General features: G+C 64.3%; 22 protein-coding genes. 15 read left to right on the top strand and 7 right to left on the bottom strand.

The window, feature by feature from the left end:
• Positions 1–28 precede the first annotated feature (28 nt).
• From GEV37_RS16505 to GEV37_RS16550, 10 genes are all read left to right on the top strand, one after another.
• Positions 29–1,708 (top strand): glutamine--tRNA ligase/YqeY domain fusion protein, encoded by a 1,680-nt coding sequence (locus tag GEV37_RS16505; protein WP_227391367.1) that lies wholly within the window; start codon positions 29–31, stop codon positions 1,706–1,708.
• A gap of 10 nt (positions 1,709–1,718) precedes the next feature.
• Positions 1,719–3,107 carry a cysteine--tRNA ligase gene (gene cysS, locus GEV37_RS16510; protein WP_227391368.1) on the top strand — a complete coding sequence of 463 codons (1,389 nt, stop codon included), beginning with the start codon at positions 1,719–1,721 and terminating at the stop codon, positions 3,105–3,107.
• 75 nt (positions 3,108–3,182) lie between these two features.
• Positions 3,183–4,091: a glycine betaine ABC transporter substrate-binding protein OsmF gene (osmF, locus tag GEV37_RS16515; RefSeq protein ID WP_227391369.1), complete on the top strand. Its 909-nt coding sequence runs from the start codon at positions 3,183–3,185 to the stop codon at positions 4,089–4,091.
• 18 nt (positions 4,092–4,109) lie between these two features.
• The gene (locus GEV37_RS16520) at positions 4,110–5,291 is read left to right on the top strand and encodes an ABC transporter permease (RefSeq protein WP_227391370.1); all 1,182 of its coding nucleotides are present in this window, start codon (positions 4,110–4,112) and stop codon (positions 5,289–5,291) included.
• Positions 5,288–6,253, top strand: a complete 966-nt coding sequence (locus GEV37_RS16525; protein WP_227391371.1) for an ABC transporter ATP-binding protein — start codon at positions 5,288–5,290, stop codon at positions 6,251–6,253. Before GEV37_RS16520 ends, GEV37_RS16525 begins: the two co-directional genes overlap by 4 nt.
• Before the next feature lie 85 nt (positions 6,254–6,338).
• Complete coding sequence (locus GEV37_RS16530; RefSeq protein ID WP_386110643.1) at positions 6,339–7,010, top strand: ABC transporter permease; 672 nt, start codon at positions 6,339–6,341, stop codon at positions 7,008–7,010.
• A 143-nt stretch (positions 7,011–7,153) separates the two neighbouring features.
• Positions 7,154–8,356, top strand: coding sequence for a thiamine pyrophosphate-dependent dehydrogenase E1 component subunit alpha (locus GEV37_RS16535; protein ID WP_227391372.1), 1,203 nt, complete (start codon positions 7,154–7,156; stop codon positions 8,354–8,356).
• 1 nt (position 8,357) lies between these two features.
• On the top strand, positions 8,358–9,335 hold the full coding sequence (locus tag GEV37_RS16540; protein WP_227391373.1) for an alpha-ketoacid dehydrogenase subunit beta: 978 nt from the start codon (positions 8,358–8,360) through the stop codon (positions 9,333–9,335).
• An 18-nt stretch (positions 9,336–9,353) separates the two neighbouring features.
• Complete coding sequence (locus tag GEV37_RS16545) at positions 9,354–10,589, top strand: 2-oxo acid dehydrogenase subunit E2 (RefSeq protein ID WP_227391374.1); 1,236 nt, start codon at positions 9,354–9,356, stop codon at positions 10,587–10,589.
• A 24-nt stretch (positions 10,590–10,613) separates the two neighbouring features.
• Positions 10,614–12,437 (top strand): protein kinase domain-containing protein, encoded by a 1,824-nt coding sequence (locus GEV37_RS16550; RefSeq protein WP_227391375.1) that lies wholly within the window; start codon positions 10,614–10,616, stop codon positions 12,435–12,437.
• On the opposite strand, the gene GEV37_RS16555 is transcribed toward GEV37_RS16550, so the two are convergent.
• The 7 genes from GEV37_RS16555 to GEV37_RS16585 form a co-directional block, all read right to left on the bottom strand.
• On the bottom strand, positions 12,434–13,054 hold the full coding sequence (locus GEV37_RS16555) for an ABC-type transport auxiliary lipoprotein family protein (protein WP_227391376.1): 621 nt from the start codon (positions 13,052–13,054) through the stop codon (positions 12,434–12,436). The genes GEV37_RS16550 and GEV37_RS16555 overlap by 4 nt on opposite strands.
• Positions 13,051–13,992 (bottom strand): MlaD family protein, encoded by a 942-nt coding sequence (locus GEV37_RS16560; protein WP_227391377.1) that lies wholly within the window; start codon positions 13,990–13,992, stop codon positions 13,051–13,053. Before GEV37_RS16560 ends, GEV37_RS16555 begins: the two co-directional genes overlap by 4 nt.
• Positions 13,993–14,000: 8 nt before the next feature.
• Entirely contained in the window at positions 14,001–14,801 is an 801-nt protein-coding gene (locus GEV37_RS16565; RefSeq protein WP_227391378.1) for an ABC transporter ATP-binding protein, read from the bottom strand.
• Positions 14,798–15,910: an MlaE family ABC transporter permease gene (locus GEV37_RS16570; RefSeq protein WP_227391379.1), complete on the bottom strand. Its 1,113-nt coding sequence runs from the start codon at positions 15,908–15,910 to the stop codon at positions 14,798–14,800. Before GEV37_RS16570 ends, GEV37_RS16565 begins: the two co-directional genes overlap by 4 nt.
• An 80-nt stretch (positions 15,911–15,990) precedes the next feature.
• Complete coding sequence (locus GEV37_RS16575) at positions 15,991–16,806, bottom strand: IclR family transcriptional regulator (protein WP_227391380.1); 816 nt, start codon at positions 16,804–16,806, stop codon at positions 15,991–15,993.
• 81 nt (positions 16,807–16,887) lie between these two features.
• Positions 16,888–18,096, bottom strand: coding sequence for a 3-oxoadipyl-CoA thiolase (locus GEV37_RS16580; protein WP_227391381.1), 1,209 nt, complete (start codon positions 18,094–18,096; stop codon positions 16,888–16,890).
• A 59-nt stretch (positions 18,097–18,155) separates the two neighbouring features.
• Entirely contained in the window at positions 18,156–19,676 is a 1,521-nt protein-coding gene (locus GEV37_RS16585) for a 3-hydroxyacyl-CoA dehydrogenase (protein ID WP_227391382.1), read from the bottom strand.
• Positions 19,677–19,917: 241 nt separating this feature from the next.
• On the opposite strand from GEV37_RS16585, the gene GEV37_RS16590 reads away from it, so the two are divergent.
• The 5 genes from GEV37_RS16590 (at position 19,918) to GEV37_RS16610 (ending at position 25,449) form a co-directional block, all read left to right on the top strand.
• Positions 19,918–21,069: an acyl-CoA dehydrogenase family protein gene (locus tag GEV37_RS16590; RefSeq protein WP_227391383.1), complete on the top strand. Its 1,152-nt coding sequence runs from the start codon at positions 19,918–19,920 to the stop codon at positions 21,067–21,069.
• Positions 21,069–22,667: a class I adenylate-forming enzyme family protein gene (locus GEV37_RS16595; RefSeq protein ID WP_227391384.1), complete on the top strand. Its 1,599-nt coding sequence runs from the start codon at positions 21,069–21,071 to the stop codon at positions 22,665–22,667. Before GEV37_RS16590 ends, GEV37_RS16595 begins: the two co-directional genes overlap by 1 nt.
• Positions 22,667–23,149 carry a PaaI family thioesterase gene (locus GEV37_RS16600; RefSeq protein WP_227391385.1) on the top strand — a complete coding sequence of 161 codons (483 nt, stop codon included), beginning with the start codon at positions 22,667–22,669 and terminating at the stop codon, positions 23,147–23,149. Before GEV37_RS16595 ends, GEV37_RS16600 begins: the two co-directional genes overlap by 1 nt.
• 107 nt (positions 23,150–23,256) lie before the next feature.
• Entirely contained in the window at positions 23,257–24,540 is a 1,284-nt protein-coding gene (locus GEV37_RS16605) for a hypothetical protein (RefSeq protein WP_227391386.1), read from the top strand.
• A 159-nt stretch (positions 24,541–24,699) separates the two neighbouring features.
• Positions 24,700–25,449 (top strand): electron transfer flavoprotein subunit beta/FixA family protein, encoded by a 750-nt coding sequence (locus tag GEV37_RS16610; RefSeq protein WP_227391387.1) that lies wholly within the window; start codon positions 24,700–24,702, stop codon positions 25,447–25,449.
• Positions 25,450–25,585 lie beyond the last annotated feature (136 nt).

The raw sequence follows: 25,585 nt of genomic DNA on the forward strand, positions 1-25,585 counted from the left end.
CATCCACTGTGAGGTTAGCGACACCACCATGACCAACGAGACCACCAAAGCCCCGAACTTCATTCGCAACCAGGTGAGCGACGAGATCGAGCGTGGGCAGGTCACCCAGATCGTGACCCGTTTTCCGCCGGAGCCCAATGGCTTTCTGCACATCGGTCATGCGAAGTCGATCTGTCTGAACTTCGGGTTGGCCGAGGAACTCGGTGGTGACTGTCATCTGCGCTTCGACGACACCAACCCGGCGAAGGAAGAGCAGGCCTACATCGATGCCATCAAGGAGGACGTCGCGTGGCTGGGCTTTGAGTGGGCGGGCGAGGTGCGTTTCGCCTCCAGCTATTTCGACCAGCTCTACGCCTGGGCCCAGCACCTGATTCGCGAAGGCAAGGCCTACGTCGACGATCTTTCCCCGGACGAGATCCGCGAGTACCGCGGCACGCTCACCGAGCCGGGTCGTCCGAGCCCCCACCGCGAGCGCGGCGTCGAGGAGAACCTGGAGCTGCTCGAGCGCATGCGCGTCGGCGAGTTCGCTGAAGGCGAGAAGGTGCTGCGCGCCAAGATCGACATGGCCTCGCCGAACATCAACCTGCGCGACCCGATCCTCTACCGCATTCGCCACGCAAGCCACCACCAGACCGGCGATGCCTGGAAGATCTACCCCTCCTACGATTTCACTCACGGTCAGTCGGACGCCATCGAAGGCGTGACCCACTCGATCTGCACCCTGGAGTTCGAGGATCACCGCCCGCTCTACGAGTGGTTCCTGAATAACCTGCCGGTGCCCAGCAAGCCGCGCCAGATCGAGTTCGCGCGTCTGAATCTCGACTACACCCTGACCTCCAAGCGCAAGCTGAAGCTGCTGGTCGACGAGGGTATTGTCGATGGCTGGGACGATCCGCGCATGCCGACCATCTCCGGCATGCGCCGGCGTGGCTACACGCCGGCCTCCATCCGCAAGTTCTGCGAGATGATCGGCGTCACCCGTGCCGACGGCGGCCTGGTCGACATCGCCATGCTGACCCACGCGATCCGCTCGGATCTCGAGGACAACGCCCCGCGCGCGATGTGCGTGATCAACCCCTTGAAGGTGGTACTGACCAACGTCGAGCAAGGCTTCGAGGAGGTCTACGAGGTACCAGGGCACCCGGCTCGCGAAGACATGCCCGTGCGCCGCGTGCCCTTCACCCGCGAGCTCTACATCGACCGCGACGACTTCATGGAGGATGCGCCGAAGAAGTTCTTCCGTCTGGCGCCGGGCAAGGAAGTACGCCTGCGCAACAGCTACGTCATTCGCTGCGACGAGGTGATCAAGGACGACGCTGGCGTGATCACCGAGCTTCGCTGCTCGGTGGATTTCGACACACTGGGCAAGAACCCGGAAGGGCGCAAGGTGAAGGGCGTGATTCACTGGGTGAGCGCGACTCACGGCGTGCCCATGGAGGTGCGCCTCTACAACAACCTGTTCATGGTCGAGCAGCCGGACCGCGACAAGGACGCCGACTTCCTCGAGCACTTGAATCCGGAGTCGCTGGTGATCAGCCAGGCGATCGGCGAGCCGAGCCTGGCCGATGCGACCCCGGAGTCGCGCTACCAGTTCGAGCGGGTGGGCTACTTCTGCGCCGATCGCCATCTTTCCACTCCCGAGAAGCTGGTCTTCAACCGCACCGTGGGCTTGAAGGACTCCTGGGCGAAAATTCAGAAAAAAGGCTAAGAGGCGCGCCATGCACATCTACAACACGCTCACCCGCCGCAAGGAGGCGTTCACGCCCATCGAACCCGGCCGGGTGAGCATGTACGTCTGCGGCATGACGGTGTACGACTACTGCCACCTCGGCCACGCCCGGGTGATGGTGGCGTTCGACGTGATCACGCGCTACCTGCGCCATCGCGGGTTCGACGTCACCTACGTGCGCAACATCACCGACATCGACGACAAGATTTTGAAGCGTGCCGAGGAGAACGACGAGTCGATCGCCTCGCTCACCGAGCGCATGATCGACGCCATGCACGAGGACGAGGCGCGCCTCGGGGTGCTGCCGCCGTCCCGCGAGCCCCGGGCCACCGGCCACATCGACGAGATCGTCGCGATGATCGAGACGCTGATCGACAAGGGCTTCGCCTACGCCGTCGACAACGGCGACGTCTACTACCGCGTGCGCCGGTTCGAAGGCTACGGCAAGCTCAACAACCGTCAGCTCGATGACATGCGCGCAGGCTCCCGGGTCGAGATCGACACCCACAAGGAAGACCCGCTCGACTTCGTGCTGTGGAAAGCCGCCAAGCCGGGCGAGGCGCACTGGGCCTCGCCCTGGGGCGACGGCCGCCCGGGCTGGCACATCGAGTGTTCGGCGATGTCGACGTGCTGCCTGGGCAACACCTTCGACATCCACGGCGGCGGGCCTGACCTGACCTTCCCGCACCACGAGAACGAGATCGCCCAGAGCGAGGCCGCCACCGGTCAGACCTACGTCAACACTTGGATGCACGCCGGTGCCGTGCGGGTTGATCAGGAGAAAATGTCCAAGTCGCTGGGCAACTTCTTCACCATCCGCGAAGTGCTCGAAGAGCACGACCCGGAAGTGGTGCGCTATCTTCTGGTGGCGAGCCACTACCGCAGCCCGATCAACTACTCGGTGAGTTCGCTTCTTGAAGCGCGCAAGTCGTTGATCCGCTTCTACACCGCCCTCGAAGGCGTCGACGCCGAGGCAAGGGGTGGCGTGGAAACGCCGTACGCGGCGCGCTTCGAGCAGGCCATGGACGACGACTTCAACACGCCGGAAGCGCTGGCGGTGCTGTTCGATCTGGCCCGCGAAGTGAACCGGTCCAGGACCGATGCGCCTGAGCGCGCCCCGCTTCTGGCGTCGGAGCTCGTCCGTCTGGGCGGCGTGCTGGGTCTTTTGCAACAGCCACCCGAGGCGTTTCTCAAGGGGGCGAGCGCGAAGGCAGCGATCAGTGGCGCCGACATCGAGATGAAAATCGCAGAGCGCCAGCAGGCGAAAACGGACAAGGATTTTGCCCGAGCCGACGCCATTCGCGATGAGCTTGCAGCGCTTGGTGTGGTGCTCAAGGATTCGCGGGAAGGCACTACCTGGGTGATCGAAACGCCCTGACCCGTGGCGTTGGCCCCCAGGCCACCTATACTGAAGCCACCGCTAAATGAGCCAATTGATAAAAGGATGATGACGATGCGCTCTATCGTGAAAACCGCGCTGGGTGGACTGGCGCTTTCGTGGCTGGCCGGCACGGCCCAGGCCGAGGAGCCGGTGGTGGTGTCGTCGAAGATCGATACCGAGGGTGCCGTGCTCGGCGAGCTGATCATCCAGACGCTGGAGCGCGAGGGAATCCCGACCGAGAATCGCCTGCAGCTGGGCGCGACCAGCGTGGTGCGCAGCGCCCTCCAGGCCGGCGAGATCGACCTCTATCCAGAGTACACCGGTAACGGCGCGTTCTTCTTCGACATGACCGACAGCCCCGTCTGGAACGATGCGGAGCAGGCCTACCAGACCGTGCGCGAACGCGATGCCGAGCAGGGGTTGGTGTGGCTTGCACCCGCCAGCGCCAACAATACCTGGGCGATGAGCATTCGCGCCGACGTTGCCGAAGAGAACGATCTCGTGACGCTGGAAGACCTGGCGACGTACCTGGAGCAGGGGGGCGAGTTCAAGTTCGCCGCCAGCGCCGAGTTTGTCGACTCCGACCAGGCGCTACCTGCCTTCCAGGAGGCCTACGGCTTCGAGCTCTCCGATGACCAGCTGCTGGTACTCTCCGGCGGCAATACCGCTGCCACCATGCGCGCCGCCGCCCAGCAGACCAGCGGCGTCAATGCCGCCATGACCTACGGGACTGATGGTGGGCTCAACGCTCTGAATCTGGTCGTGCTGGAGGATACCCTCGGCGTTCAGCCGATCTATCAGCCTGCGCCGGTGGTGCGTGAAAGCGTGCTCGAGACCTACCCGGGGATCGAGGCGAGCCTCGACGCCGTGTTCGAGACACTGGATCTCGAAACGCTTCAGCGCCTGAACGCCGACGTGGCCGTCAATGGCCTGTCGCCGGATCAGGTAGCTCGCGACTATCTCGACACCCTCGGCGAGTGATAAAAAGTGCCTGGAGGGATGGTCATCGTCAACGCTGGTGAGCGGCACCCATCCCCCAATGTCGTTCTGATAGCGCTCGGCATCGTTATGCTGTGCGCCGTCTGGCTACTCGGGGTCGTCAGCGTTGCACCCAACCGCATCGTGCCCGGTACTTCCTATCCCCTGGTCGCGGCGCTGGGCATGCCCGGCGCGCTGCTGGTCACGCTGCTGCTCGGTGCCATGACGGCGCTGGCGCTGCGCCCGGCGCGTATCCACTACCTGGCGATGCTGTTGCTGCTGGTCATGGTGCTGCTCTTGATGCCTTTCGGGCTCATGGTCGCCGGTCATTTCTTGATCGATCCGGCGCTGCCCCAGGCGCGCCTGGGGCTCGGCGCGGCGTACTGGACACTTTCCTTCGTGCTATTGCTTTATCTCGTCGAGCTGCGCCTGCGCCTTGCCATCAAGCGGCTGCCCACGGCGCTGTTGCTGGTGGCCGTGGCGCTCGCGTGGTGGCTTTGCGCCAGGCTATGGCTGGATGATCTTGCCCTCGTACAGGAGTTCCAGGCACGTCGCGGGGCGTTCTTTTCCGCCGTGGGTCAGCACGTGCTGCTGGTGGGTGTCGCGGTGGGCAGCAGTCTCTTGCTGGGCCTTGCCCTGGCACTGGCCATGCACCGTTTTCATCGTCTGCGCAAGGCAGGGTTCGCGCTGCTTAATTTCCTGCAGACCATTCCAAGCCTTGCCCTGTTCGGGCTGCTTCTTGCGCCGCTGGCCTGGCTCGGTGCCAACGTCGCCTGGCTTGGAAATCTTGGCGTCAGCGGTATCGGCAACACCCCGGCATTGATCGCGCTGATCGCGTACAGCCTGCTGCCGATCGTGCGCAATACCTTCATCGCCCTCCAACAGGTACGCCCGGATACTCTGGAAGCCGCCACGGCAATGGGCATGCGCGGGCATCAGCGCTTCTGGCAGGTGCGCTTTCCGCTGGCGCTGCCAGTGCTGATCGAAGGGGTACGCATTACCACCGTCCAGGCGGTCGGATTGACTGCCGTGGCCGCGTTGATCGGCGCCGGGGGCCTGGGCACCTTCATCTTCCAAGGCCTGGGGCAGGCGGCCATGGACATGGTGCTGCTCGGGGCGCTGCCGATCGTGGCCATGGCCCTGATCGCCGACGCCGCCCTCGGTGCGCTGGCCGACATCACCCGTCATGGAGGCGCGTCGTGATCGAACTCAACAAGGTTTCCAAGCGCTTTAACGAGGCGCTGGCCGTCAACGACATCTCGCTGCGCGTGGAGAAGGGCTCGTTCTGCGCGCTGGTCGGCACCTCCGGCTGCGGCAAGTCGACCACGCTTCGCATGATCAATCGGCTCATTCCCCACAGCGACGGCGAGATCCTCATCGATGGCCAGCCGATCGAACAGCTCGATCCGGTCAAGTTGCGCCGGCGCATCGGCTACGTGATCCAGAGTACCGGGCTGTTTCCGCATTGGAGTGTGGCGCGCAACATCGCCTTGGTACCGCGGCTTCTCAAGTGGCCGGCAGAGAAGATCGATGCCCGGGTCGAGGAGCTGATGGCGCTGCTCGGGCTGCCTTTCGACGAGTTCGTCGGCAAGTACCCGCACCAGCTCTCTGGCGGCCAGGCCCAGCGGGTGGGGGTGGCCCGGGCGCTGGCCGCCGACCCGGATATTCTGCTGATGGACGAGCCCTTCGGGGCCCTCGATCCGCTCACCCGCGACAAGCTCCAGGAGGAGCTCGCAAGGCTCCAGGCCAGGCTGCACAAGACGGTGGTATTCGTCACTCATGACATGGACGAGGCACTCAAGCTCGCCGACCATTTGGTGGTGATGCGCGAGGGTCGCATCGTTCAGCAGGGCAGTCCGCTCACGCTTTTGCGCCATCCCGCCGATCCCTTCGTGGAGTCACTGCTGGGCGGGCTCGAGCGCGGGCTCAAGCAGGCGGGCCTCACCCGGGTCAAGGAGCACATGACCTCGCTTGGCCCGCAGGTTCCCGCCCATTCGCGTATCCCGGGCGACTTCACCCTGCGCCAGGGGCTTTCGATGATGCTGCGTGATCACACCGAGCGTCTCACCGTGGTCGATGCAAGCGACGTTCCCATAGGCGAGCTGTCGCTGCGTCGGCTGATCAAGGAGTCCCAAAGCGAGCGAGGCACGCCTCGTGCAGGCTAGGGGCGCCGTTTCCATCCCGCGTGCGTGGCCGAACTGGCTGCCAGCTTTTGGCTTTGCCGCACTCCTTGGGCTGGCACTCTTTGGCATGGAGCTTCTGGAGCCGTTCTTTCGCTGGGTGGAACCGGATGCGCGCAGCGTCATCTATGCCCGGGCGAGCTTCGTGGACCTGCTGGGGCGGCATCTGCTGGTGGTCGGCGCGGCGGGCGCGGTCACGGTGTGCCTGGGGCTAATCGCCGGCATCGCGGTGACCCGCAGATACGGGCGCGACTTTCTGCCCCTGGCGGGTCAGCTCGCCTCCATCGGCCAGACCTTTCCACCGGTCGCGGTACTGGCGCTGGCGGTACCGGCGCTAGGTTTCGGCACGCCCGCGATCATCGTCGCGCTGATGCTCTACGGCCTGCTGCCCATTCTGCGCAACACCCTGGCTGGCCTCGACGGGGTCGACCCGGCCCTCAAGGAAGCGGCCATTGCGATGGGCATGACGCCGCGCCAGCGGCTCTGGCGGGTGGAGCTGCCCCTGGCGGCACCGGTCATTCTCGCCGGCGTGCGCACCTCCATCACCATCAACATCGCCACCGCCGCGCTGGGCGCCACCGTGGGCGCGAGCAACTTGGGCGATCCGATCATCGCCGGCATCATCAACGCCAACATGGCCTACGTGATCCAGGGGGCGCTGCTCATTGCGTTGCTGGCGCTCACCGTGGACAGCCTGTTCGATCTGCTCGAGCAGCAATTGCGCCACCGTCCGACCGATTGACCCCCACCTTAAGTGGTATGCCTAAAGCGTTTGCACTGAGGTACTGTCCTTGTGTTGCGTTGACCCTTGCCAGATAAATCCACTGGCGAAAACGGTCGGCACCGACAACACTGCCCTCAAAAGGGGTCAACAAGGACAAGAACATGACACGCTACTGCCATCAGCCGAGCTTCATGACCGGCGACGAATTCTCCATGGCGACCTTTGCCCTGCTCGACCCTGACGGGGCGCTCCACGAAGGCGCTGTCGAACCCCGGCTCGAACGCGATCATGCCCGGCGCATGTACCAGGCGATGCTCGCCACGAGACTGCTCGACGAACGCATGTTGGCCGCCCAGCGCCAGGGGCGACTGAGTTTCTACATGCAGAGTACCGGCGAGGAGGCGGCGATCGTCGGTGCCACCGCTGCTCTCGACGATGCCGACATGATCATGGCGCAGTACCGCGAGCAGGGGGCGCTGATGTATCGCGGCTTCACCATCGACGAGTTCATGAACCAGCTGTTCGGCAACGACCTGGATTACGGCAAGGGCCGTCAGATGCCGGTTCACTATGGCTCGCGCAAGCTCCACTACATGACCATCTCGTCGCCGCTGGCCACCCAGATCCCCCAGGCGACCGGCTATGCCTACGGCCAGAAACTCGCCGGCGACGGCCAGTGCACGCTGACCTTCTTCGGCGAGGGCGCGGCCTCGGAAGGGGACTTTCACGCCGCGCTCAACATGGCCTCCGTGCACCGCGTACCGGTGATCTTTTTCTGTCGCAATAACGGCTACGCCATCTCCACGCCCGCGGTCGAGCAGTTCGCCGCCGACGGGATCGCACCACGTGCGATCGGCTATCGCATGCACGCCATTCGGGTCGACGGCAACGATGCCCTGGCAGTGTTCGAGGCGACCCGAATGGCGCGGCGCATCGCTGTGGAGCAGAACCAGCCGGTACTGATCGAGGCGATGTCCTACCGCCTGGCCGCGCACTCCTCCTCGGACGACCCCTCGGGCTATCGCGCCAAGAGCGAAGAGGAGACGTGGCGCCTGAAGGACCCGGTGCTGCGGCTGCGCAAATGGCTGACCGCCAAGGGCTGGTGGAGTGACGACGAGCAGGCAAGCGAGGAGGAGCGGCTGCGCCGTGACGTGCTCGAGACCATGAAGCGCGCCGAGAAAAGGCCCGCGCCGCCGCTCGACACGCTGATCAGCGATGTCTATGCCGATATCACTCCAGCGCTCCAGCGTCAGTTCGATGATCTTAAGCGCCATATCCGCCGCCACCCCGAGGCCTACCCCAAAGGGGCGAAGACCCTGGATCTGGATATCTCTTCCACCTCGAGCGCCGAGGGAGACGCCTGACATGCCGACCATGAATCTGCTCCAGGCGATCAACAGCGCCCTCGATACCGCCATGGCGGAAGACGACAAGGTGATCTGCTTCGGCGAGGACGTCGGTGTCTTCGGCGGGGTGTTTCGCGCCACGAGCCACCTGCAGGAGAAGTACGGCAAGGCACGCTGTTTCAACACGCCCCTGGTCGAGCAGGGCATCATCGGTTTTGCCAACGGCCTGGCCGCCCAAGGCTCGGTGCCGGTGGCCGAGATCCAGTTCGCCGACTATATCTTTCCGGCCTTCGATCAAATCGTCAACGAGACCGCCAAGTTCCGCTACCGCTCCGGGGATCTGTTCAACGTTGGAGGCTTGACCATCCGCACGCCCTACGGCGGCGGTATTGCGGGCGGCCTTTACCACTCCCAGTCGCCGGAGGCCTACTTCACCCATACGCCGGGGCTCAAGGTGGTGGTGCCGCGAAGCCCCTACCAGGCCAAGGGACTGCTGCTCGCCGCTATCCGCGACCCGGACCCGGTGCTGTTTCTAGAGCCGAAAAGGCTCTACCGCGCCGCCACCGGCGAAGTGCCGGAAACCGACTATCAACTTCCTTTTGGCGAGGCAGAAATCGTCAAGGAGGGTGGCGACATCACCCTGGTGGGCTGGGGCGCGCAGATGGAAGTGATCCAGAAGGCCGCTGAGCTCGCCGAGGAGCAGGGCATTGCCTGCGAGGTGATCGATTTGCGCACGCTGTTGCCCTGGGATGCGGATACCGTGGTCGAGTCGGTGCTCAAGACCGGACGGCTGGTGGTCAGCCACGAAGCCCCCTTGACCGGCGGCTTTGCCGGCGAGATCGCGGCGACCATTGCCGAGCGCTGCTTTCTGTATCTCGAGTCGCCCATTCGCCGGGTGACGGGGCTGGATACGCCGTTCCCGCTGGTGCTCGAGAAGGAGTACCTTCCGGATCACCTCAAAATCCTCGACGCGATTCGCGAAAGCGTCGATTTCTAGCGCCCCCGGAGACTGACAATGAGTGATTTTGTATTGCCGGATATCGGCGAAGGGATCGTCGAGTGCGAAGTGGTCGAGTGGCGCGTCCAGGAGGGCGAGCGCATCGAAGAGGATCAGCCAGTGGTCGAAGTGATGACCGACAAGGCGCTGGTCGAGATCACCGCCCCCGAAGCCGGCGTGGTCACGAAGCTCTACGTTCAGAAAGGCGAGATCGCAAAGGTGCACGCGCCGCTCTACGCCTACCAGGCCGAAGGCGATACGGCGGACACGCAGAGCGAGCCTGCCGCGCAGGAATCGGCATCGGAACAGCGGGCGGCGGATCGGCCGGTCGAGGACGCGCCGCCGGCCCGCTCGAACCCGCCGGCCTCTCGCGTTGGCCACAGGACTCCGGCGAGCCCGGCGGTGCGCCGCCTGGTGCGCGAGCACGACCTCTGCTTGAGCGACATCGCCGGCAGCGGCAAGGAGGGGCGCGTACTCAAGGAGGACGTACTGTCGCATCTAGAAGGCGGGCAGCCGGTGTCTGCCGAACCCGCCTTGCCTTCCACGCAGACGGAGCGGGTCGAGCCGCTGCGCGGCGTGCGCGCGGCGATGGCCAGGCGCATGGTGCACGCGGTCAGTACCATTCCCCACTTTCACTACGGCGACGAGATCGATGTCACGGCGCTTCTGGCGCTGCGCGAGCGGCTCAAGCCCGCCATCGAGGCGAGCGGCGAGCGCCTCACCCTGATGCCCTTCATCATGAAGGCACTGGCACTGGCCATCGACGTGGAGCCGATCGTCAACGCACGCCTCGACGAGGCCGGCGAGAATCTGCATTACCAGAGTGCCTGCAACATCGGCATGGCGGTGGATGGCAAGGCGGGTCTGATGGTGCCTAACGTCAAGGGCGTCGAGGCACGCACGCTTTTCGAGCTTGCCGGCGAGATCGGCCGCCTCACCCAGGCGGCTCGGGAAGGGCGGGTGGAGCAGGCGGACCTCAAGGGCGGCACCATCACCGTGTCGAACATCGGCGCGCTCGGCGGCACCTACGCCGCGCCGATCATCAACGCGCCGGAAGCCGCCATCGTCGCCCTCGGCAAGACCCAGTGGCTGCCGCGCTTCGACGCGGCGGGGGGCGTCGAGCGGCGGGCGATCATGACCATCACCTGGGCGGGGGATCACCGTTTCATCGATGGCGGCACCATCGCACGCTTCTGCAACGCCTGGAAGGGCTTTCTCGAAGCGCCGGAGACGATGCTGCTGCATCTGCGCTAGCCCGCTCTCGGAGGGTGGTGGACGATGTCCCAAGGCGCGCTTCAGCAGTTTTACATTCCCGAGGAGCAATCGGTCTACCTGCTCACCCACCGGGATGCGCGCAAGCTCAAGGACTGGGTGGCGCTGTGCCAGGCCGAGCTCGAGCAGCTCGGCTTCGACGCCATCGAGCTGATCGGCAAGGGCGCCTATGGCTTCGTCTTCGCCGGGCGAGCAAGCGTTCGCGGCGAGCCCGCCCACTACGTCTTCAAGTTTTCGCGCATCACGCTGCCCACTCACCTGCAGGAGCGCCTCGAGGAGGAGGCGTTCATGCTCGACCAACTCACCCATCCGCGTATTCCCAAGCTGATCGCCTACCAGCGCATTCGCGGTCAGTCGATTCTGGTGATGGAGCGCGCCCCGGGACTCAACCTCGAGGAGATCTCGCTGCGCGAGGGGCGCCTGGCGCCACGGTGGGTGGTGCGTATCGCGGTCCAACTCGCCGAGCTTCTGCAGGCGCTGCGCCAGGAGACGGGCCCGCACGGGCGCCCACTGGTGCACGGCGACATCAAACCTTCGAATCTGGTGTTCGATCCCGATACCGAATCGGTGGCGCTGATCGACTGGGGATCGTCGGTCTTCGCCCAGCTCGATGCGGACCTGCAGCCGGTGGGCAGCAACGTCATGGAGCTGATGTCGAACCAGCACCAGCACACCAACGCGCGACTCGGCGACGTCTATTTCATCGGCGAGGAGCAGTTGAACGGCGCGCTCTCGTCACCGCGCTTCGACGAGCAGGGCGTGGCGGGCACGCTCTACGCGCTGGCCTCGGCTCAGTCCTGCCGGTTCGGTCAGCGCGCCATTCCGGCGAGTTCGCTGGGTCTTCCGCTGGAGTTCGCGCGCACCCTCGATGCCATGCTGGACGTCGATCCGGCGCGCCGTCGCGCGGCGGGGGACTACTTTCTCAAGGCCATGCCGGCGATGGCGAAGATGGTCATGGTGACGCTGCCCGAGGTGCCACCCGCGGCCCTGGTGCCGGTCTGGCTGCGCCCGGCGGGTGTCGAGATCGATACCGTGGTCTACAGCTCGCGCAAGGCGTTCCTGCGCGAGGCGCAGGTGGAGCAAGCGCTTGGCGAAGTCGACGATGTGCAGCTCGACCGCTACTACCGGCAGTTCATGCAAGGCATGGGCGATACCGAGAAAGCCTTTCTGGCGGCGGTCAGCCGGCTGGGCAGGTACCCGGTAGTCGGCGGGCTGGCAATTCGCTGGGAGGCGGAAGGCGTCTATATAGACTCCTCGCTCAACCTGCACGATACCCGTTTCAAGGCGGCCTTCGTGCAGGCGGTGAACAACATGGTCCACCTGGCCCGGGCGATCCACCGTCAGGGGGTATTCAAGAGCTGCCTGTTCGATGCCCGCCAGACACTGCACATGGAGCGCGGTGGCGAGCATGAACGCTTCGTGCCGGTTCCCGGCACCCATATCCGGTTCGAGATCAGTGCCACCCCGGAAGAGAACCGCACCCGGCTGCACAGCTATTTCGAGGATGGCCCGGACCCGGAGGAGCTGCTGGTGCTGCCGGTCGCGATCATGGCGCTGCTCACGCGCCTCAACGAGATTCACCATACCGGCATGATCATCTTTGAGGCCCACCCGCGACACCTGAAGCTGCACAGCTATTACCGGCTGCTCGACCCCGCGCAGGAAGCAACGTTTCGCGATCTGCTCGATGCGATTCTCGCGGCGGTGGGGCTGATCGAGGGGCTCGGGGTATCCGGGTTCATGAAGATGCCCTACAAGGATACCCGCTTTTTCTCGCACCTCGAGCGCCAGCCCGAACGCTTCTACCCGCGTAATCCTCGCGCACGTTAGTCGTCGATCCGCGAGGTGAGCTTTGACGGCGCGAGACTGGCGAGCCAGGTGATCAGCTCGTCGGTAAGCGTATCGCTTGCAGCGCCGAAGGCGTTTACCACGTCGGGAATCTCGACGCTTTGCGCCCGTGCACGGGCCTCGAAGATCTGGCTCGCCAGCGGTTCACGATTCGGCCCGGTCAACTGCACGTCGAGCTGTACGTGGGCCACCGGCGGCGTGCGATCATACTCGCTCTGAAAGTGGCGCAGCTCGCCGAGCAGTACCAGGTCCGACGGCAGTCGATCCACCCCGACGCTCTCGAACAGCTTGCTTCGTTGCAGACTGTCGATCAGGCGTGACTGGATCAGTTCCGGGGCGTCCTGATGCCAGCGCGCCCCCTCGTAGACATTGACCACGTTGCGCTCCGGAAACACCACGATACGGTTGCTGCCGATCAGGTGGCCGGCCTCGGGCGTGGCGACACCCAGGCGCTTGCCGGCAAGCACGGAACTGCTCGCGGCCGCCGAAAGCCGGGGTTCGGGCAGGCGGTAGAGCGTAGCCGGATCGCTTTCGGGCAGAATCGAGCAGCCGCCGAGGCCGAGAGCCAGGGCGACGGTTGCGAGCGAACGGGTGTTCATGGGCGAAACTCCTCTACGCGGTCCCGACCCAGCAGAAAGTCGGTCGGATTTTCCTCGATGTCGCGGGTGATGCGATCAAGAGTGGTAAGCGTGGCGCGCAGGGCGGCCAGTGCCGGGGCGATGTCCTGGGTGCTGGCGAGCGTACTTTGCACTGCGGCGGCGTTGTCATCGACCAGCTGCTCGATGCGCCGGGCGGCATCGGCGACGTCCTGGCTGGCGTTCCGGGCGCTAGCCATCACCTGTCGGCCATCCTGCTGCAGAAGCTGGGTGGCTTCCTGGCTCAACGTCTCGATATTGGCGAGTGTGGCGGTGGCCTGACGCGACACGTCGCCGAACAGCGCCATATTCTCGTCGAGGGCCGCGCGCTGGGAAGCGATCATGTCGGTGATCTCGGCGATGTCGGTCAGAATGTTGCCGGCCTGTTGGCGGTTGTCGTCAGTGAACAGCGCGTTGACGTTCTCGAGCACGGCGTTGACGTTCTGAATCATCTCCTCGCCCTGGTCCATCAGGGTGGCGATCGGCGAGGGTTCGGCCCGTATGAAAGGTACCTCGTCGTCGTCATCTGCCGTCAGCAAAGGGCTATCCGGTTCGCCGCCTTCGAGCTGAACCGACAGGCTGCCAGTGATGCTGGCGAAGGAGAGTTTCGCCCGAGTGTCGGTCTTGATCGGGGTGTCCTCTTGAACGCGAATGTCGACGATCACCCGGCGCGGATCGCGCGGGTCGAGGGTCAGCTCGGTGACCTCACCCACCTCGATGCCGTTGTACTGCACGGCGCTACCCTCGGAAAGCCCGCTGACGCTGCGCTCGAAGAGAATGCGATAAGGGCGATAGTCGTGGTCGCCGGCGGCCTGGCTCATCCACAGCGCGAAAAGCAGGGCGCCGGCGCCGGTGAGTAGGGTGAAAAGGCCGATGAGAACGTGATGTGCACGGGTTTCCATGTGTTCGATTATTCCCTGTCCGATGAAGAGGCGGCGGCTCGGCCTCGTGGCCCGTTGAAGTACTCCTGCACCCACTCGTCGTCGGTCCGGGCGACCTTGTCGAGGGTGTCCGCCACCAGTACGCGCTTTTGCGACAGCACCGCCACCCGGTCGCAGGCGGCATTAAGCGTGTCCAGATCGTGAGTAACCAGAAAGACGCTGAAGCCGAGCGCGTCGCGCAGCGTCTTGATCAACTGATCGAAGGCGGCCGCGCCGATCGGGTCGAGCCCGGCGGTGGGCTCGTCGAGGAACAGGATGTCCGGGTCCAGCGCGAGAGCTCGAGCGAGGGCAGCGCGCTTGATCATGCCGCCGGAGAGCGATTCCGGCGACTGCAGCGCCGCCTCCGGCGACAGCCCGACCAGCGACAGCTTGATCCGCGCCAGGTACTCCGCATCATCACGGGCAAGCCCCGCATGCTCGATCAAGGGTAGCGCCACGTTCTCCTGAAGATTCAGCGAGCTGAACAGCGCCCCCTGCTGAAACAGCACGCCGAAGCGGCGATCCACCCGGCTGCGCTCGGCGTCGTCCAGAGTCGACAGATTGGTGCCGAGCACCTCGATATCCCCTTGGCTGGGCCGCTTAAGGCCTACGATGCTGCGCAGCAGTACCGATTTGCCGGTGCCCGAACCGCCCACCACGCCGAGGATCTCGCCCTTGGCCAGAGTCAGATCGAGGCCGTCGTGCACCACGTGATCGCCGAAGCGGTTGACCAGCCCGCGTACCTCAATGACCGACTCGGTGCTATCGCGTGAATCGTCGCGCCCGCTCACCAGCCCATCTCCATGAAGAACAGCGCCGCCAGCGCATCGATCAGGATCACCATGAAGATCGACTGCACCACGCTCGAGGTGGTATGAGCGCCTACAGATTGGGCGCTGCCCGCTACCTTGAAGCCCTCGAGGCAGCCGATCACCGCGATCACGAAGGCGAAGATCGGCGCCTTGGCGAGTCCGACCAGAAAGTGGGTGACCGAGACGTCCTTTTGCAGGGTGTTCATGAACTGGCCAAGCGAGATGTCCAGCGACAGTGTGGCGACCATCGCCCCGCCCACCAGCCCGCTCAGCATGCCGACGAAGGCCAGCAGCGGCAGGCTGACCAGCATCGCCATCACCCGGGGCAGTACCAGAAGCTCGATGGGGTCGAGCCCGAAGGCCTTGAGCGCATCAATCTCCTCGTTGGATTTCATCGCCCCGAGCTGGGCGGTAAAGGCGCTAGCGGTACGCCCGGCGAGCAGGATGGCCGCCAGCAGCACGCCGAACTCGCGCAGAAACGAGAACGCCACCAGATCGATGGTGTAGACCGTGGCGCCGAAGTCCTCGAGCACCGTTGCGCCCAGAAACGCCACCACCGCGCCGACCATGAAGGTGAGCAGGATGACAATTGGCACCGCGTTGAGACCACTTTGCTGGATGTGGGCGACGGTCGCCGTCAGGCGCCAGCGCCGGGGAGCGATCATGACCGGCACAAGCGTGGCCAGCACCAGGCCGACGAAACCCAGAAGCTGGCGCTGCTGATGCCAGAGCCCCTCCATGTGCTCGCCGATGCTCGCAAGCATCAGGGTAAGGCGATTCGGGGTGGCGGTGTCCGGAGTGAGGGAGCCCTCCATCGCCTCGGCGATACGCTTGATCAGCGCCTGCTGCGCTTCGGGAAGGTGCCCCGCCCAGTCATTGATCGCCTGGGCGCGCTCGACACCCACCAGATCGACGATCAGCGCCGCACCGGCAGTATCCAACCGGTCGAACGCCTCGAGCGACACCTGGAGGTCGCGCTCGTTAGCGTACCCAGTCAGCGCTTTCTTGAGCTTGGCGTAGTGCTCGAGCGTCCACTCCCCGGTGAGCGAAAGCGACTCGCCTTCCCGTGTTACCCACTCCTTCGGCATTCCCGCTCCCTGTGCGCTCTGGATCATCGACTGCACATGATGGTTTCAAACGAGCGTTAGTGAAAGGTTCGGGTGTCAGCTTAGCGCACTATGCGCGGTTTGGGAGCGAGTTCCTGCTTGATTTGTGCTGCCACTTCCTTAAGGCGCGGGCCGAGGTTGTTGACGAGGCGATCATGATCCAGGCGAACGCTGGAGCCGCCGCAGTTGATCGCCATCACTTCGGCGCCGCCCTCGAGCACGAGCGGCATCGCCACGGCGCTGATATCGCGTTGCCAGTCCTGTTCCGAGAAGCAGAAGCCGTATTCGGCGTAGTCGTCGAGGCTGCGCTGAATACCGGCTTCGAGGGTCGGCCAGTCGTTTGCGTGGTGTTTTGCAAGCTCGACAAGCACCTGCCGGCGGCGATCCGTGGGCAGCCCGCAAAGCCAGGCGCGCCCGATAGCAGACGTGGCGATGGGCAGGCGCGAGCCAACGTCCAGGCGAATGATCAACGGCCCGCTACCGTGGCAGGTTTCCAGATACACGATGTCGTTGCGGTCCGCGCTCCCCAGGCTCACGTTGCAATCGGTCACTTCCGCGAAGCGCTGTAGGTGGGGGCGGGCGATCTCGCGAATCCCCATGTTGCCGAGATAGCGATAGCCCAGAGCGAGAACGCCGGGGCCGAGCCGATACTTCTCCAGGTGGGTATTATGCTGAAGATAGCCCAGTTGGGTCAGCGTATAGGTGAGCCTCGAGACCGTCGGGCGGGGAATGCCGGTTCGACTCGAGAGCTCGGCATTGCCCAGGTACTCCTCGCCCGCATCAAAGGCCCGCAACAGCTCGAGCCCGCGGGCCAGCGCGGTCACGAAATTACGGTCCTTGTCGGGCGAAGAGGGGGCGTCGCTGTCGGTATGCTGCATTCGTTGTTCCAGTCGGTGAGCGATGTCATGAATTATCGCACAGGCTGAAGGGAGCATCGTCTCTCCCTTCAACGCCGGGGATCACTGCTCGAGGCGCTCGATGACTGTGGCGATGCCCTGACCTACTCCGATGCACATGGTCACCAGAGCGTAGCGACCATTTGTCGCCTCGAGCTGGCGCAGCGCGGTGAGTGCCAGGCGGGCGCCCGAAGCGCCCAGCGGATGGCCGATGGCGATGGCGCCACCGTTGGCATTCAGGCGGGGATCGTCATGCGCGATCCCCAGCTGCTTGATGCATCCCAGTACCTGAACCGCGAAGGCCTCGTTGATCTCGATGACATCCATCTGATCGAGAGAGAGCCCGGCCCGCGTCAGCGCCTTGTGCGAGGCGGGTACGGGACCCAGCCCCATCACCCGTGGCGCGACACCGGCCACGGCACTTGCCAGGATCCGCGCTCGAGGCACGACGCCGGCGCGCTCGCCGGCGCCCAAGGTTCCGATGATCAGCGCAGCGGCGCCGTCGTTGAGACCGGAAGCATTGCCGGCGGTGACCACGCCGTTCTCGAACAGTGCCGCAAGTCCGGCAAGCTTCTCCTCAGTGCTCTGGGGGCGGGGATGCTCGTCCTGGACGATCAAGCGTGGGGGCTGCTTGCGTCCCTGGGCTACCTCGACCTCCAGGATTTCACCCGTGTAAAAACCGTTTTCCAGCGCCCGGGCGTAGCGCGCCTGAGAGCGTGCGGCGAAGGCATCGCCCTCTTCACGGCTGATGCCGAGATCCCGCGCCACGTTATCGGCGGTTTCCGGCATGCTGTGGTTGCCGTACTCGCGACCGATCCAAGGGTTGGGGAAGCGCGAACCGATCACTGTGTCATACATCGACTGATTGCGTGCGAAAGGCGACTCCGCCTTGCCCACTACATAGGGCGCCCGCGACATCGACTCCACCCCGCCGGCAAGAAACAGATCACCCTCGCCGACGCACGCCGCGCGGGCGGCGTCAATCATCGCCGCTAGGCCGCTGCCGCACAGACGGTTGACGGTCTGACCGGCCACCTTGATCGGCAGTCCAGAACAAAGCGCCGCGTGGCGAGCCACGTTGCGCGAGTCCTCGCCCGCCTGGTTGGTGCACCCTGCCAGCACGTCTTCGTAGCTTGCCGGCGAGAAGGGGTTGCGCTCCACCAGCGCTTTCAGGGTAAGGCCAAGCAGGTCATCCGGGCGCAGGGTCGAGAGGCTGCCGCCGTGGCGGCCAAAGGGTGTGCGAATACCGTCGTAGATGTAAGCGTCTTGCATGGGGTTGTCCTTGTTTTAAGTGACATCTTCTGGGCGTAGTGGCTGGGACTGACCAGGCATCAGGCCTGGGTCAGCGACAGGCCGAGCGCAGCGCGGCGGCGCAGCCATGGGCTCGGGCGGTAGCGAGGATCGCCGGTGGCGGCCAGCATACGCTCGAGAATGGTCAGGATTCGCCGTACCCCGTAGTGATCTCCCATCGCCAGCGGCCCTTGGGGATACCCCAGGCCGAGCTCCACCGCGCGATCGATGGTGGCGGGCTCGGCCACCCTTTGCTGGGCGATCTCGGCGCCCACGTTGACGATGCACGCCACGATGCGCTGGAGAACGAAGCCGTTGCTGTCCTGCAAGATGCTGACCGGGGTGCCGTCGTGATTCAGAAGTCTGGCGGCGGCGTTGACGTAATCCGGATCGGTTGCCGGGGTGGTCATCAGGCTGCGCCGCCTGTCGAGGCCGGCCAGCATGTCGACCGCGACGCAGCGCCAGGCATCGAGCCCTAGGCGATGGGCGCAGGCCGTGGCATCTTCTCCCAAGGGCGTGAGCAGGCACAGCGCGTGAGGCGAAGGGGCATCGTCCTCTTCCAGCACCCAGCCGGCATCGGTGACCAGACGCGCGAGAAGCGCCGCGCTTTCAGGGTCGTCCTGACTGATCCATACCGGGCGCGCGTCGGCCTCGGGGATCTCGAGCTCTGCAGGGCGTTGCTGCTGACCCTCCACGTAACGGTAGAAACCTTCCCCGGTCTTGCGCCCCAGAAGGCCAGCGTCAAGGCGCTGGCGCGTCAGCGGAGAGGGGCGAAAGCGCGGCTCTTCGAAGAATTGATGGTAGATGGATTCCATGACCGCGTGCGAAACGTCGAGGCCGGTCAGGTCCAGCAGCGTGAAGGGGCCCATCTTGAAACCACCCTGATCGACCATGATGCGATCGATGGTGGCGGGGTCGGCGACGCTTTCACCCAGTATACGCAGTGCCTCGGTGCCAAAGGCGCGTCCGGCGTGATTGACGAGAAACCCTGGCGTATCGGTCGCGCGCGCCGTGAAGTGTCCCATGGCGTCGCCTAGTGCAGTGACGCGTTCGGTGATGTCGTCGCGGGTCCGCAGTCCCGGAATCACCTCGACAATCTTCATCAGGGGAACGGGGTTGAAGAAGTGAAAGCCGATCACTCGTTCGGGATATCGGCAGCCCGCGGCAATGCGCGTGACCGGCAGCGACGAGGTATTGGTCGCCAGCACCGCAGCGGTGTCGACGATCGCCTCGAGATCCGAGAAAAGCGCCTGTTTCGCATCGAGGTTTTCGACGATCGCCTCGACGACGATATCGCAACCAGCGAGCGCCTGAAGTTCATCAGCCTTCGCAAGGCGCGCGCTGAAGGCATCAGCCTGCTGGGAAGAGAGCCGTCCCTTCTGAACGCCGCGCTGCCAGTGGTTCTCGATGAATGCCCTGGCGTCGTCAACCGCGCCCTGTTTTAGATCGAAAAGCCTCACGTCCAGTCCTGCCTGCGCCGCCAACTGGGCAATACCGCGCCCCATGGCGCCGGTACCCACGATGCCTATCGTCGTGAAGGAAGATGAAGTCGATGTTGCCATTTACCGCTCCCCGTATATATCGATGCCAGTCGTCTGAAATATGGCATTGGGTTTTGTTCTGCAGAGCAAAACCAGGTTTTGATCGTTGACGACCATCCTAGGCTATGCAAAAGTGCGTGACAACAATATGCGAACTTTGATTTCGCTGTGCAGAATAAGTTGAGAACTGATTTCTCGAGAAGCGCTACGCATTCTGCCGGGCACTCGACCCTTCGAATAACCTCTGCTTTATGGAGCCGCCATGATTCGTGATCCCGAATTGATCGACCAGCTCGTCGCTACCATTTCTCGCTTCGTGCGCGCACGCTTGATACCCAATGAAGCGCGGCTGGCCGAAGAGGACGCCGTACCTGCCGAGCTTCTGGCGGAGATGAAGGAAATGGGGCTGTTCGGTCTGTCTATACCCGAAGAGTATGGCGGCCTGGGGCTCACCATGGAGGAGGAGGCGTTGGTCGCCATGGAGATCGGCAAGACCTCACCGGCGTTTCGGTCGGTCTTCGGTACCAATAACGGCATCGGTGCGCAGGGCATTCTGATCGATGGCACCGATGAGCAGAAGGCACGCTACGTGCCGCGCCTGGCAACCGGCGAGCTGCTCAGCTCGTTCTGCCTGACCGAGCCGGATTCCGGCTCCGATGCGGCGAGTCTGCGCACCACCGCCATCCGCGATGGCGATCACTACGTGCTCAACGGCACCAAGCGCTATATCACCAACGGCCCCGAGGCGGACATCTTCACCGTGATGGCGCGTACCGACCCCGACAACAAGGGCGCCGGGGGGATCTCTGCCTTCATCGTCGAAGCCGATACCCCGGGGCTCACCCGCGGGCCATCGGATCGCAAGATGGGGCAGAAGGGCGCGCATACCTGCGACATCATCTTCGACGACTGCCGGGTGCCTGCCGAAAATATCATCGGCGGTCAGGAGGGCAAGGGCTTCAAGACCGCCATGAAGGTGCTCGATCGGGGCCGCTTGCACATCTCCGCCGTGTGCGTGGGTGTGGCCGAGCGGCTGGTCGAGGAGTCGCTCAACTACACCATGGAGCGCAAGCAGTTCGGCGCCGCCCTGGCCGAGCACCAGCTGGTACAGGCGATGCTAGCGGACAGCAAGACCGAGGCCTACGCCGGGCGTACCATGGTGATGGATGCCGCGCGGCGCAAGGACGCGGGCGAGAACGTCTCGACCCTGGCGTCCTGCTGCAAGCTTTTCTGCGCAGAAATGGTGGGGCGCGTGGCGGATCGTGCGGTGCAGGTTCATGGTGGCGCGGGCTACATGGCCGAGTACGCCGTCGAGCGTTTCTACCGTGATGTACGTCTGTTTCGTATCTATGAAGGAACGACACAGATCCAGCAGCTGGTCATCGCTCGCAACATGGTGCGGGAGGCCTCCTGATGGCCCTCTCGACTCCCTATCAGGCGCCGGACGAGAATATCTTCGGCACGCTGGCAAGTGAGTTGGTGGCTCGGCTGCCCGAGCGGCTCAGCACTCGGGTGCTCGAGAACGCGCAGCGCCTCGCAACATGCCCGGCCTTGGTCGATGGCCGCGTGCGCTGGAGCTATGCCGAGCTCGGTGCCGAGGTGCTCGCCGCTCGTCGCTGGCTCGAGGAGCTCGGCCTGCGACCCGGCGATCGGCTCATGACGGTGAGCGAGAACGGCCGAGCGCTGGTGGTCCTGCTGCTGGCCGCCAGCGAAATGGACGTCTGGGTGGCGATCGTCAATTCGCGGCATTCGGCACAGGAGGTCGATCTCATCCGCGACAACTGCCAGCCCCGGCGCATCGTCTATACCTGCGAAGTCTCGCCGGAGGCCGCCCTCCACGCCGAACGCCACGGTGCCGACCGCTACCAGCATCCGCAGCTCGGAGGACTGGCCCTCTCCTCGTTACTGGAAAGCGACCCGGAGCCGGTGGGCGAAAGCGGTGCCGATCAGGTCGCCGCCATGATCTATACCTCGGGCACCACCGGTACGCCCAAGGGCGTGATGCTCACCCATCGCGGCATTCTCTACATAGCCTCGATTTCCGGGGGCATGCGTCATCTGGGCGAAGGCCAGCGGGTCTATGGCGTGCTGCCCATGTCTCATGTGTTCGGGCTTTCCTCGGTCTGCATGGGGTCGCTCTACAACGGCGCCTGCCTCTATACTGTGCCGCGCTTCGAGGCCGAGCACCTGCTCGAAACCCTCGAGAAGGAGCGCATCAGCGTACTGCAGGGTGTACCCGCCATGTATGCCCGCACCCTCGAATATCTCAAGCGCGCGCAGCGCATCCTAAAGGCACCAGCGCTGATCTACATCTCGGCGGGCGGCTCGCCTCTGGACAGTGATACCAAGACTCGGGTCGAGGCGGCTTTCGGCTTGACCTTGCACAACGGCTACGGGCTCACCGAGGCGAGTCCGACCATCAGCCAGACCCGTATCGATGATCGTCATGCCAGCAACACCGTAGGCCGGGTATTGCCGCTGCTCGAGTATCGGCTCGAGCCGCTTGGGGGAGACACCAGTGCCGAGCGCCCCGGGGACGAGGTGGGGGAACTCTGGGTGCGCGGGCCCAACGTCATGAAGGGATATTTTCGCCAACCCGAGGCCACGCGCCGCAGCCTGACTGAGGATGGCTGGCTCAATACCGGCGATATCGCGAAAATCGATCACGACGACCAGCTTTACATCGTCGGTCGCAGCAAGGAGCTCATCATACGTTCGGGGTTCAACATCTACCCGCCGGACGTCGAGGCGGTCATCAACGAGCATCCCGCGGTCACGCTCAGTGCCGTGGTAGGGCGTCAAGTCACGGGCAACGAGGAGGTGGTCGCCTTCGTGCAGTGCGAAGAGAGTGTCGAGCTCGACATGGCCGAGTTTCAAGCTTTCATCGCCGAACGCCTGGCGCCCTACAAGCGGCCTGCCCGGATCGTTTTGATGGAGACGCTGCCTGCGACCGCGACGGGCAAGATTTTGAAAGGTCGCCTTCGCGATCTGGCACAGCGGGAGGACGTGTGATGCGCCGCGCCGATGACGATGCTGCACAAGGCCCGCAAGATGAACCGGGCGGCTTCAACGACCTGCTGGGGCTTTGCGTGGTCGAGTGGAGCGAGACGCGCGCCGTGGTCGAAATGCGCCTGGAAGAAAAGCATTTCAACCGCAGCGGCAACGTTCACGGGGGCGTGCTCTGTTCGCTGCTGGACAACGCCTTGAGCCTGACCGGGCTCTACTGCTCGGTACAGGGCAACGCCCGGCGCGCCGTGACGCTGTCGCTGAGCACCACCTTCGTGGGCCCGGCGCGACATGGCGTGCTGCGTGCCGTGGGCGAGCTGCGAGGTGGCGGGCACAAGATCTACATGGCCAGCGCCGAGGTCACCGACGAGCAGGGTAATCTCGTGGCCATGGGAGAAGGATCGTTCAAGCGCCTGAGCGGAAGCGAATCCCCGCAAGGCGTACCTGTCGCGATACTCAAGGAGCGTCTTAAAGGACGTCGCGAGTGACGTACCCCCGCTTGCGGGTTTCACTGCTGCTGTTAACCACGTTCGCGACGCTGCTTCATCTGACGAGTACCGGCTGGCTATCCATGTTCGCGCAAGGGAGCGCGATCGTGGCGTTGCTCGGTTATCTGCTCACCTTGGCTGGGCAACTGAATGCCATGGCGAGAGGCCTGCTGTTCGTGGCGGCGGCAATGACGGCGCTGGCGGTCTGCTACGCGCCATCGCCCGGCGCGCTGCTGTTCGAGGCCGGCGGGCGCTTCGCCTTCTTCGCCACTTTCGTAGTGGCACTGGGAATGATGCGGCTCCCCGCCTACCGTTCTCCTTTGGTGCGTCGTTGCGGTCAGGCGATGCTGCTGCAGCCGCCGGGCCGGCGCTATCCGATCCTGTCCTTCGGCTCGATGCTGTTCGGTATCATCCTCAATATCGGCGTACTGAACGTGTTCGCCGCCATGATCGAAAAGAGCAATACGCTGGAGGTGGCTCAAGGGCGCGTCTGGGTACGCCAGGCGCGCCAGCGGCGCATGATGCTGGCGCTGCTGCGGGGCTTTGCCCTGGCACCGCTGGTCTCGCCCATGGGGATGGGCGTTGCGGTCGTGCTCTCGAGCATTCCTCAGATCACCTGGCCGGCACTTGCCCCCTATATCTTCTCTGCCGCCGGCCTGATGTTCCTGGCCGGCTGGGCCGTGGATTATCTGACCGGGCCACATCCCCCCGCCAACCAGGCGCAGGCGGTACCTTCGCTTGCGCCGCTTTTGCGCTTCAGTGCGCTGCTGACCGGCGTGGTAGCACTGGTGGTGGTGATCGCCTGGCTGCTCCAGGTTCGCCTGCCCGTCGGCGCGCTTCTGGGGGCGCCTGCGAGTGCACTCGTCTGGCTTGCCTGGCAGCGCCGTCGACTCGGTAGCGCTTGCTTGCCAGCTGCCGTGACCACCGCGCACCGCCAGCTGCCCTGGCTGCTTTCACCCAGTGCCAACGAGATCGTGGTGCTCGGCGGCGCAGGTTATCTCGGGCACCTCTGCGTGGGCGTGCTGGATACCCATACGCTTGCGCCACTGCTGAAGGTGGTCGAAGGGTGGGGCGCACTGAACGCCGTGCTGGCCATGCTGGCGGTGCTCGGCCTTGCGCAACTGGGTGTCAATCCCATTGTCACGGTGACGCTGCTGGCCGGCATCCTGCCAGCGCTTGATATTCAAGGCTTATCACCGGTACTCATTGCCGCCGCGCTGATGGTGGGGTGGGCGCTGGCGTTGATGTCATCGCCGATGACCGCCTCGATGCTGATCCTGTCGCGGTTTACCGGTATTTCGCCACTGTGCATCGGCTACCGCTGGAACGGGCGATTCATGCTGGCGGTCGTGCCCTTGCTCACGGCGTGGTTTGCCTGGTCGCCGTTTTGAACGATCCGTCGGGTGACATCTGATGCGCTTGACCTTTACCTCAAGGTTTTTTTACTTTCATTGCATAAATAGCAAAACCTTATTTTGCATAGCGGAATAAAAGTGCTACATAGTTGCCGTATTCTTGTTTTCTAACGATCAACCAGCCTGGAGCATTGCATGAAAATTCTCGTCGCGGTGAAACGTGTCATCGACTACAACGTCAAGATTCGCGTCAAGGCGGATCACTCCGATGTGGATCTCACCAACGTCAAGATGGCCATGAACCCCTTCTGCGAAATCGCTGTGGAAGAGGCAGTACGCTTGAAGGAGAAGGGCGCGGCGACGGAAGTGATCGCCGTGACCATCGGGCCCAAGGCGGCCCAGGAACAGCTGCGCACCGCACTCGCGCTCGGCGCCGACCGCGCGATCCAGATCGAGACCGACGAGCGGGTCGAGTCGCTCGCCGTGGCAAAGCTCCTGGCGAAGGTGGTGGAAGAAGAGCAGCCGGGGCTGGTGATCCTCGGCAAGCAGGCGATCGATACCGACAACAACCAGACCGGCCAGATGCTCGCCGCGCTGACCCACATGGGCCAGGGCACCTTCGCCTCGAAGGTGGAGATCGAGGGTGATCGTGTCAACGTCACCCGCGAGATCGACGGCGGCCTGCAGACCGTGTCGCTCGCGCTGCCGGCGATCGTCACCACGGACCTGCGCCTCAACGAGCCGCGCTACGCCAAGCTTCCCGACATCATGAAGGCGAAGAAGAAGCCGCTGGACGTCAAGACCCCGGCGGACTACGGCGTCGAGGTGGCATCACGTATCAGCCTGATTAAGGTCGAGACGCCCGCCGAGCGCAAGGGCGGCGTGAAGGTGGCTTCGGTGGACGAGCTGGTCGACAAGTTGAAGAACGAAGCCAAGGTGCTTTGATTTCCCGGTCCAGTGATCGCCTCTTTCACCCGTATTCAAGGAGTTTCTCATGAGCATTCTGGTTCTGGCCGACGTTCACGACGGTCACCTGCTTGACGCCACTGCCCACGTGGTGGCCGCCGCCCGCGCCATCGGC

It is taken from the genome of Vreelandella malpeensis (assembly GCF_020622355.1).
GTDB classification, from domain to species: domain Bacteria; phylum Pseudomonadota; class Gammaproteobacteria; order Pseudomonadales; family Halomonadaceae; genus Vreelandella; species Vreelandella malpeensis.

Bases quoted from the DNA above. Each gene is read 5' to 3' on its own strand.
- GEV37_RS16550 (WP_227391375.1), top strand. From the start codon at position 10,614: ATGTCCCAAGGCGCGCTTCAGCAGTTTTACATTCCCGAGGAGCAATCG.
- GEV37_RS16595 (WP_227391384.1), top strand. From the start codon at position 21,069: ATGGCCCTCTCGACTCCCTATCAGGCGCCGGACGAGAATATCTTCGGC.
- GEV37_RS16585 (WP_227391382.1), bottom strand. From the start codon at position 19,676: ATGGCAACATCGACTTCATCTTCCTTCACGACGATAGGCATCGTGGGT.
- GEV37_RS16505 (WP_227391367.1), top strand. From the start codon at position 29: ATGACCAACGAGACCACCAAAGCCCCGAACTTCATTCGCAACCAGGTG.
- GEV37_RS16535 (WP_227391372.1), top strand. From the start codon at position 7,154: ATGACACGCTACTGCCATCAGCCGAGCTTCATGACCGGCGACGAATTC.
- cysS (WP_227391368.1), top strand. From the start codon at position 1,719: ATGCACATCTACAACACGCTCACCCGCCGCAAGGAGGCGTTCACGCCC.
- GEV37_RS16560 (WP_227391377.1), bottom strand. From the start codon at position 13,992: ATGGAAACCCGTGCACATCACGTTCTCATCGGCCTTTTCACCCTACTC.
- GEV37_RS16590 (WP_227391383.1), top strand. From the start codon at position 19,918: ATGATTCGTGATCCCGAATTGATCGACCAGCTCGTCGCTACCATTTCT.
- GEV37_RS16540 (WP_227391373.1), top strand. From the start codon at position 8,358: ATGCCGACCATGAATCTGCTCCAGGCGATCAACAGCGCCCTCGATACC.
- GEV37_RS16580 (WP_227391381.1), bottom strand. From the start codon at position 18,096: ATGCAAGACGCTTACATCTACGACGGTATTCGCACACCCTTTGGCCGC.
- GEV37_RS16530 (WP_386110643.1), top strand. From the start codon at position 6,339: ATGGAGCTTCTGGAGCCGTTCTTTCGCTGGGTGGAACCGGATGCGCGC.
- GEV37_RS16545 (WP_227391374.1), top strand. From the start codon at position 9,354: ATGAGTGATTTTGTATTGCCGGATATCGGCGAAGGGATCGTCGAGTGC.
- GEV37_RS16520 (WP_227391370.1), top strand. From the start codon at position 4,110: ATGGTCATCGTCAACGCTGGTGAGCGGCACCCATCCCCCAATGTCGTT.
- GEV37_RS16575 (WP_227391380.1), bottom strand. From the start codon at position 16,806: ATGCAGCATACCGACAGCGACGCCCCCTCTTCGCCCGACAAGGACCGT.
- GEV37_RS16555 (WP_227391376.1), bottom strand. From the start codon at position 13,054: ATGAACACCCGTTCGCTCGCAACCGTCGCCCTGGCTCTCGGCCTCGGC.
- GEV37_RS16570 (WP_227391379.1), bottom strand. From the start codon at position 15,910: ATGCCGAAGGAGTGGGTAACACGGGAAGGCGAGTCGCTTTCGCTCACC.
- GEV37_RS16600 (WP_227391385.1), top strand. From the start codon at position 22,667: ATGCGCCGCGCCGATGACGATGCTGCACAAGGCCCGCAAGATGAACCG.
- GEV37_RS16610 (WP_227391387.1), top strand. From the start codon at position 24,700: ATGAAAATTCTCGTCGCGGTGAAACGTGTCATCGACTACAACGTCAAG.
- osmF (WP_227391369.1), top strand. From the start codon at position 3,183: ATGCGCTCTATCGTGAAAACCGCGCTGGGTGGACTGGCGCTTTCGTGG.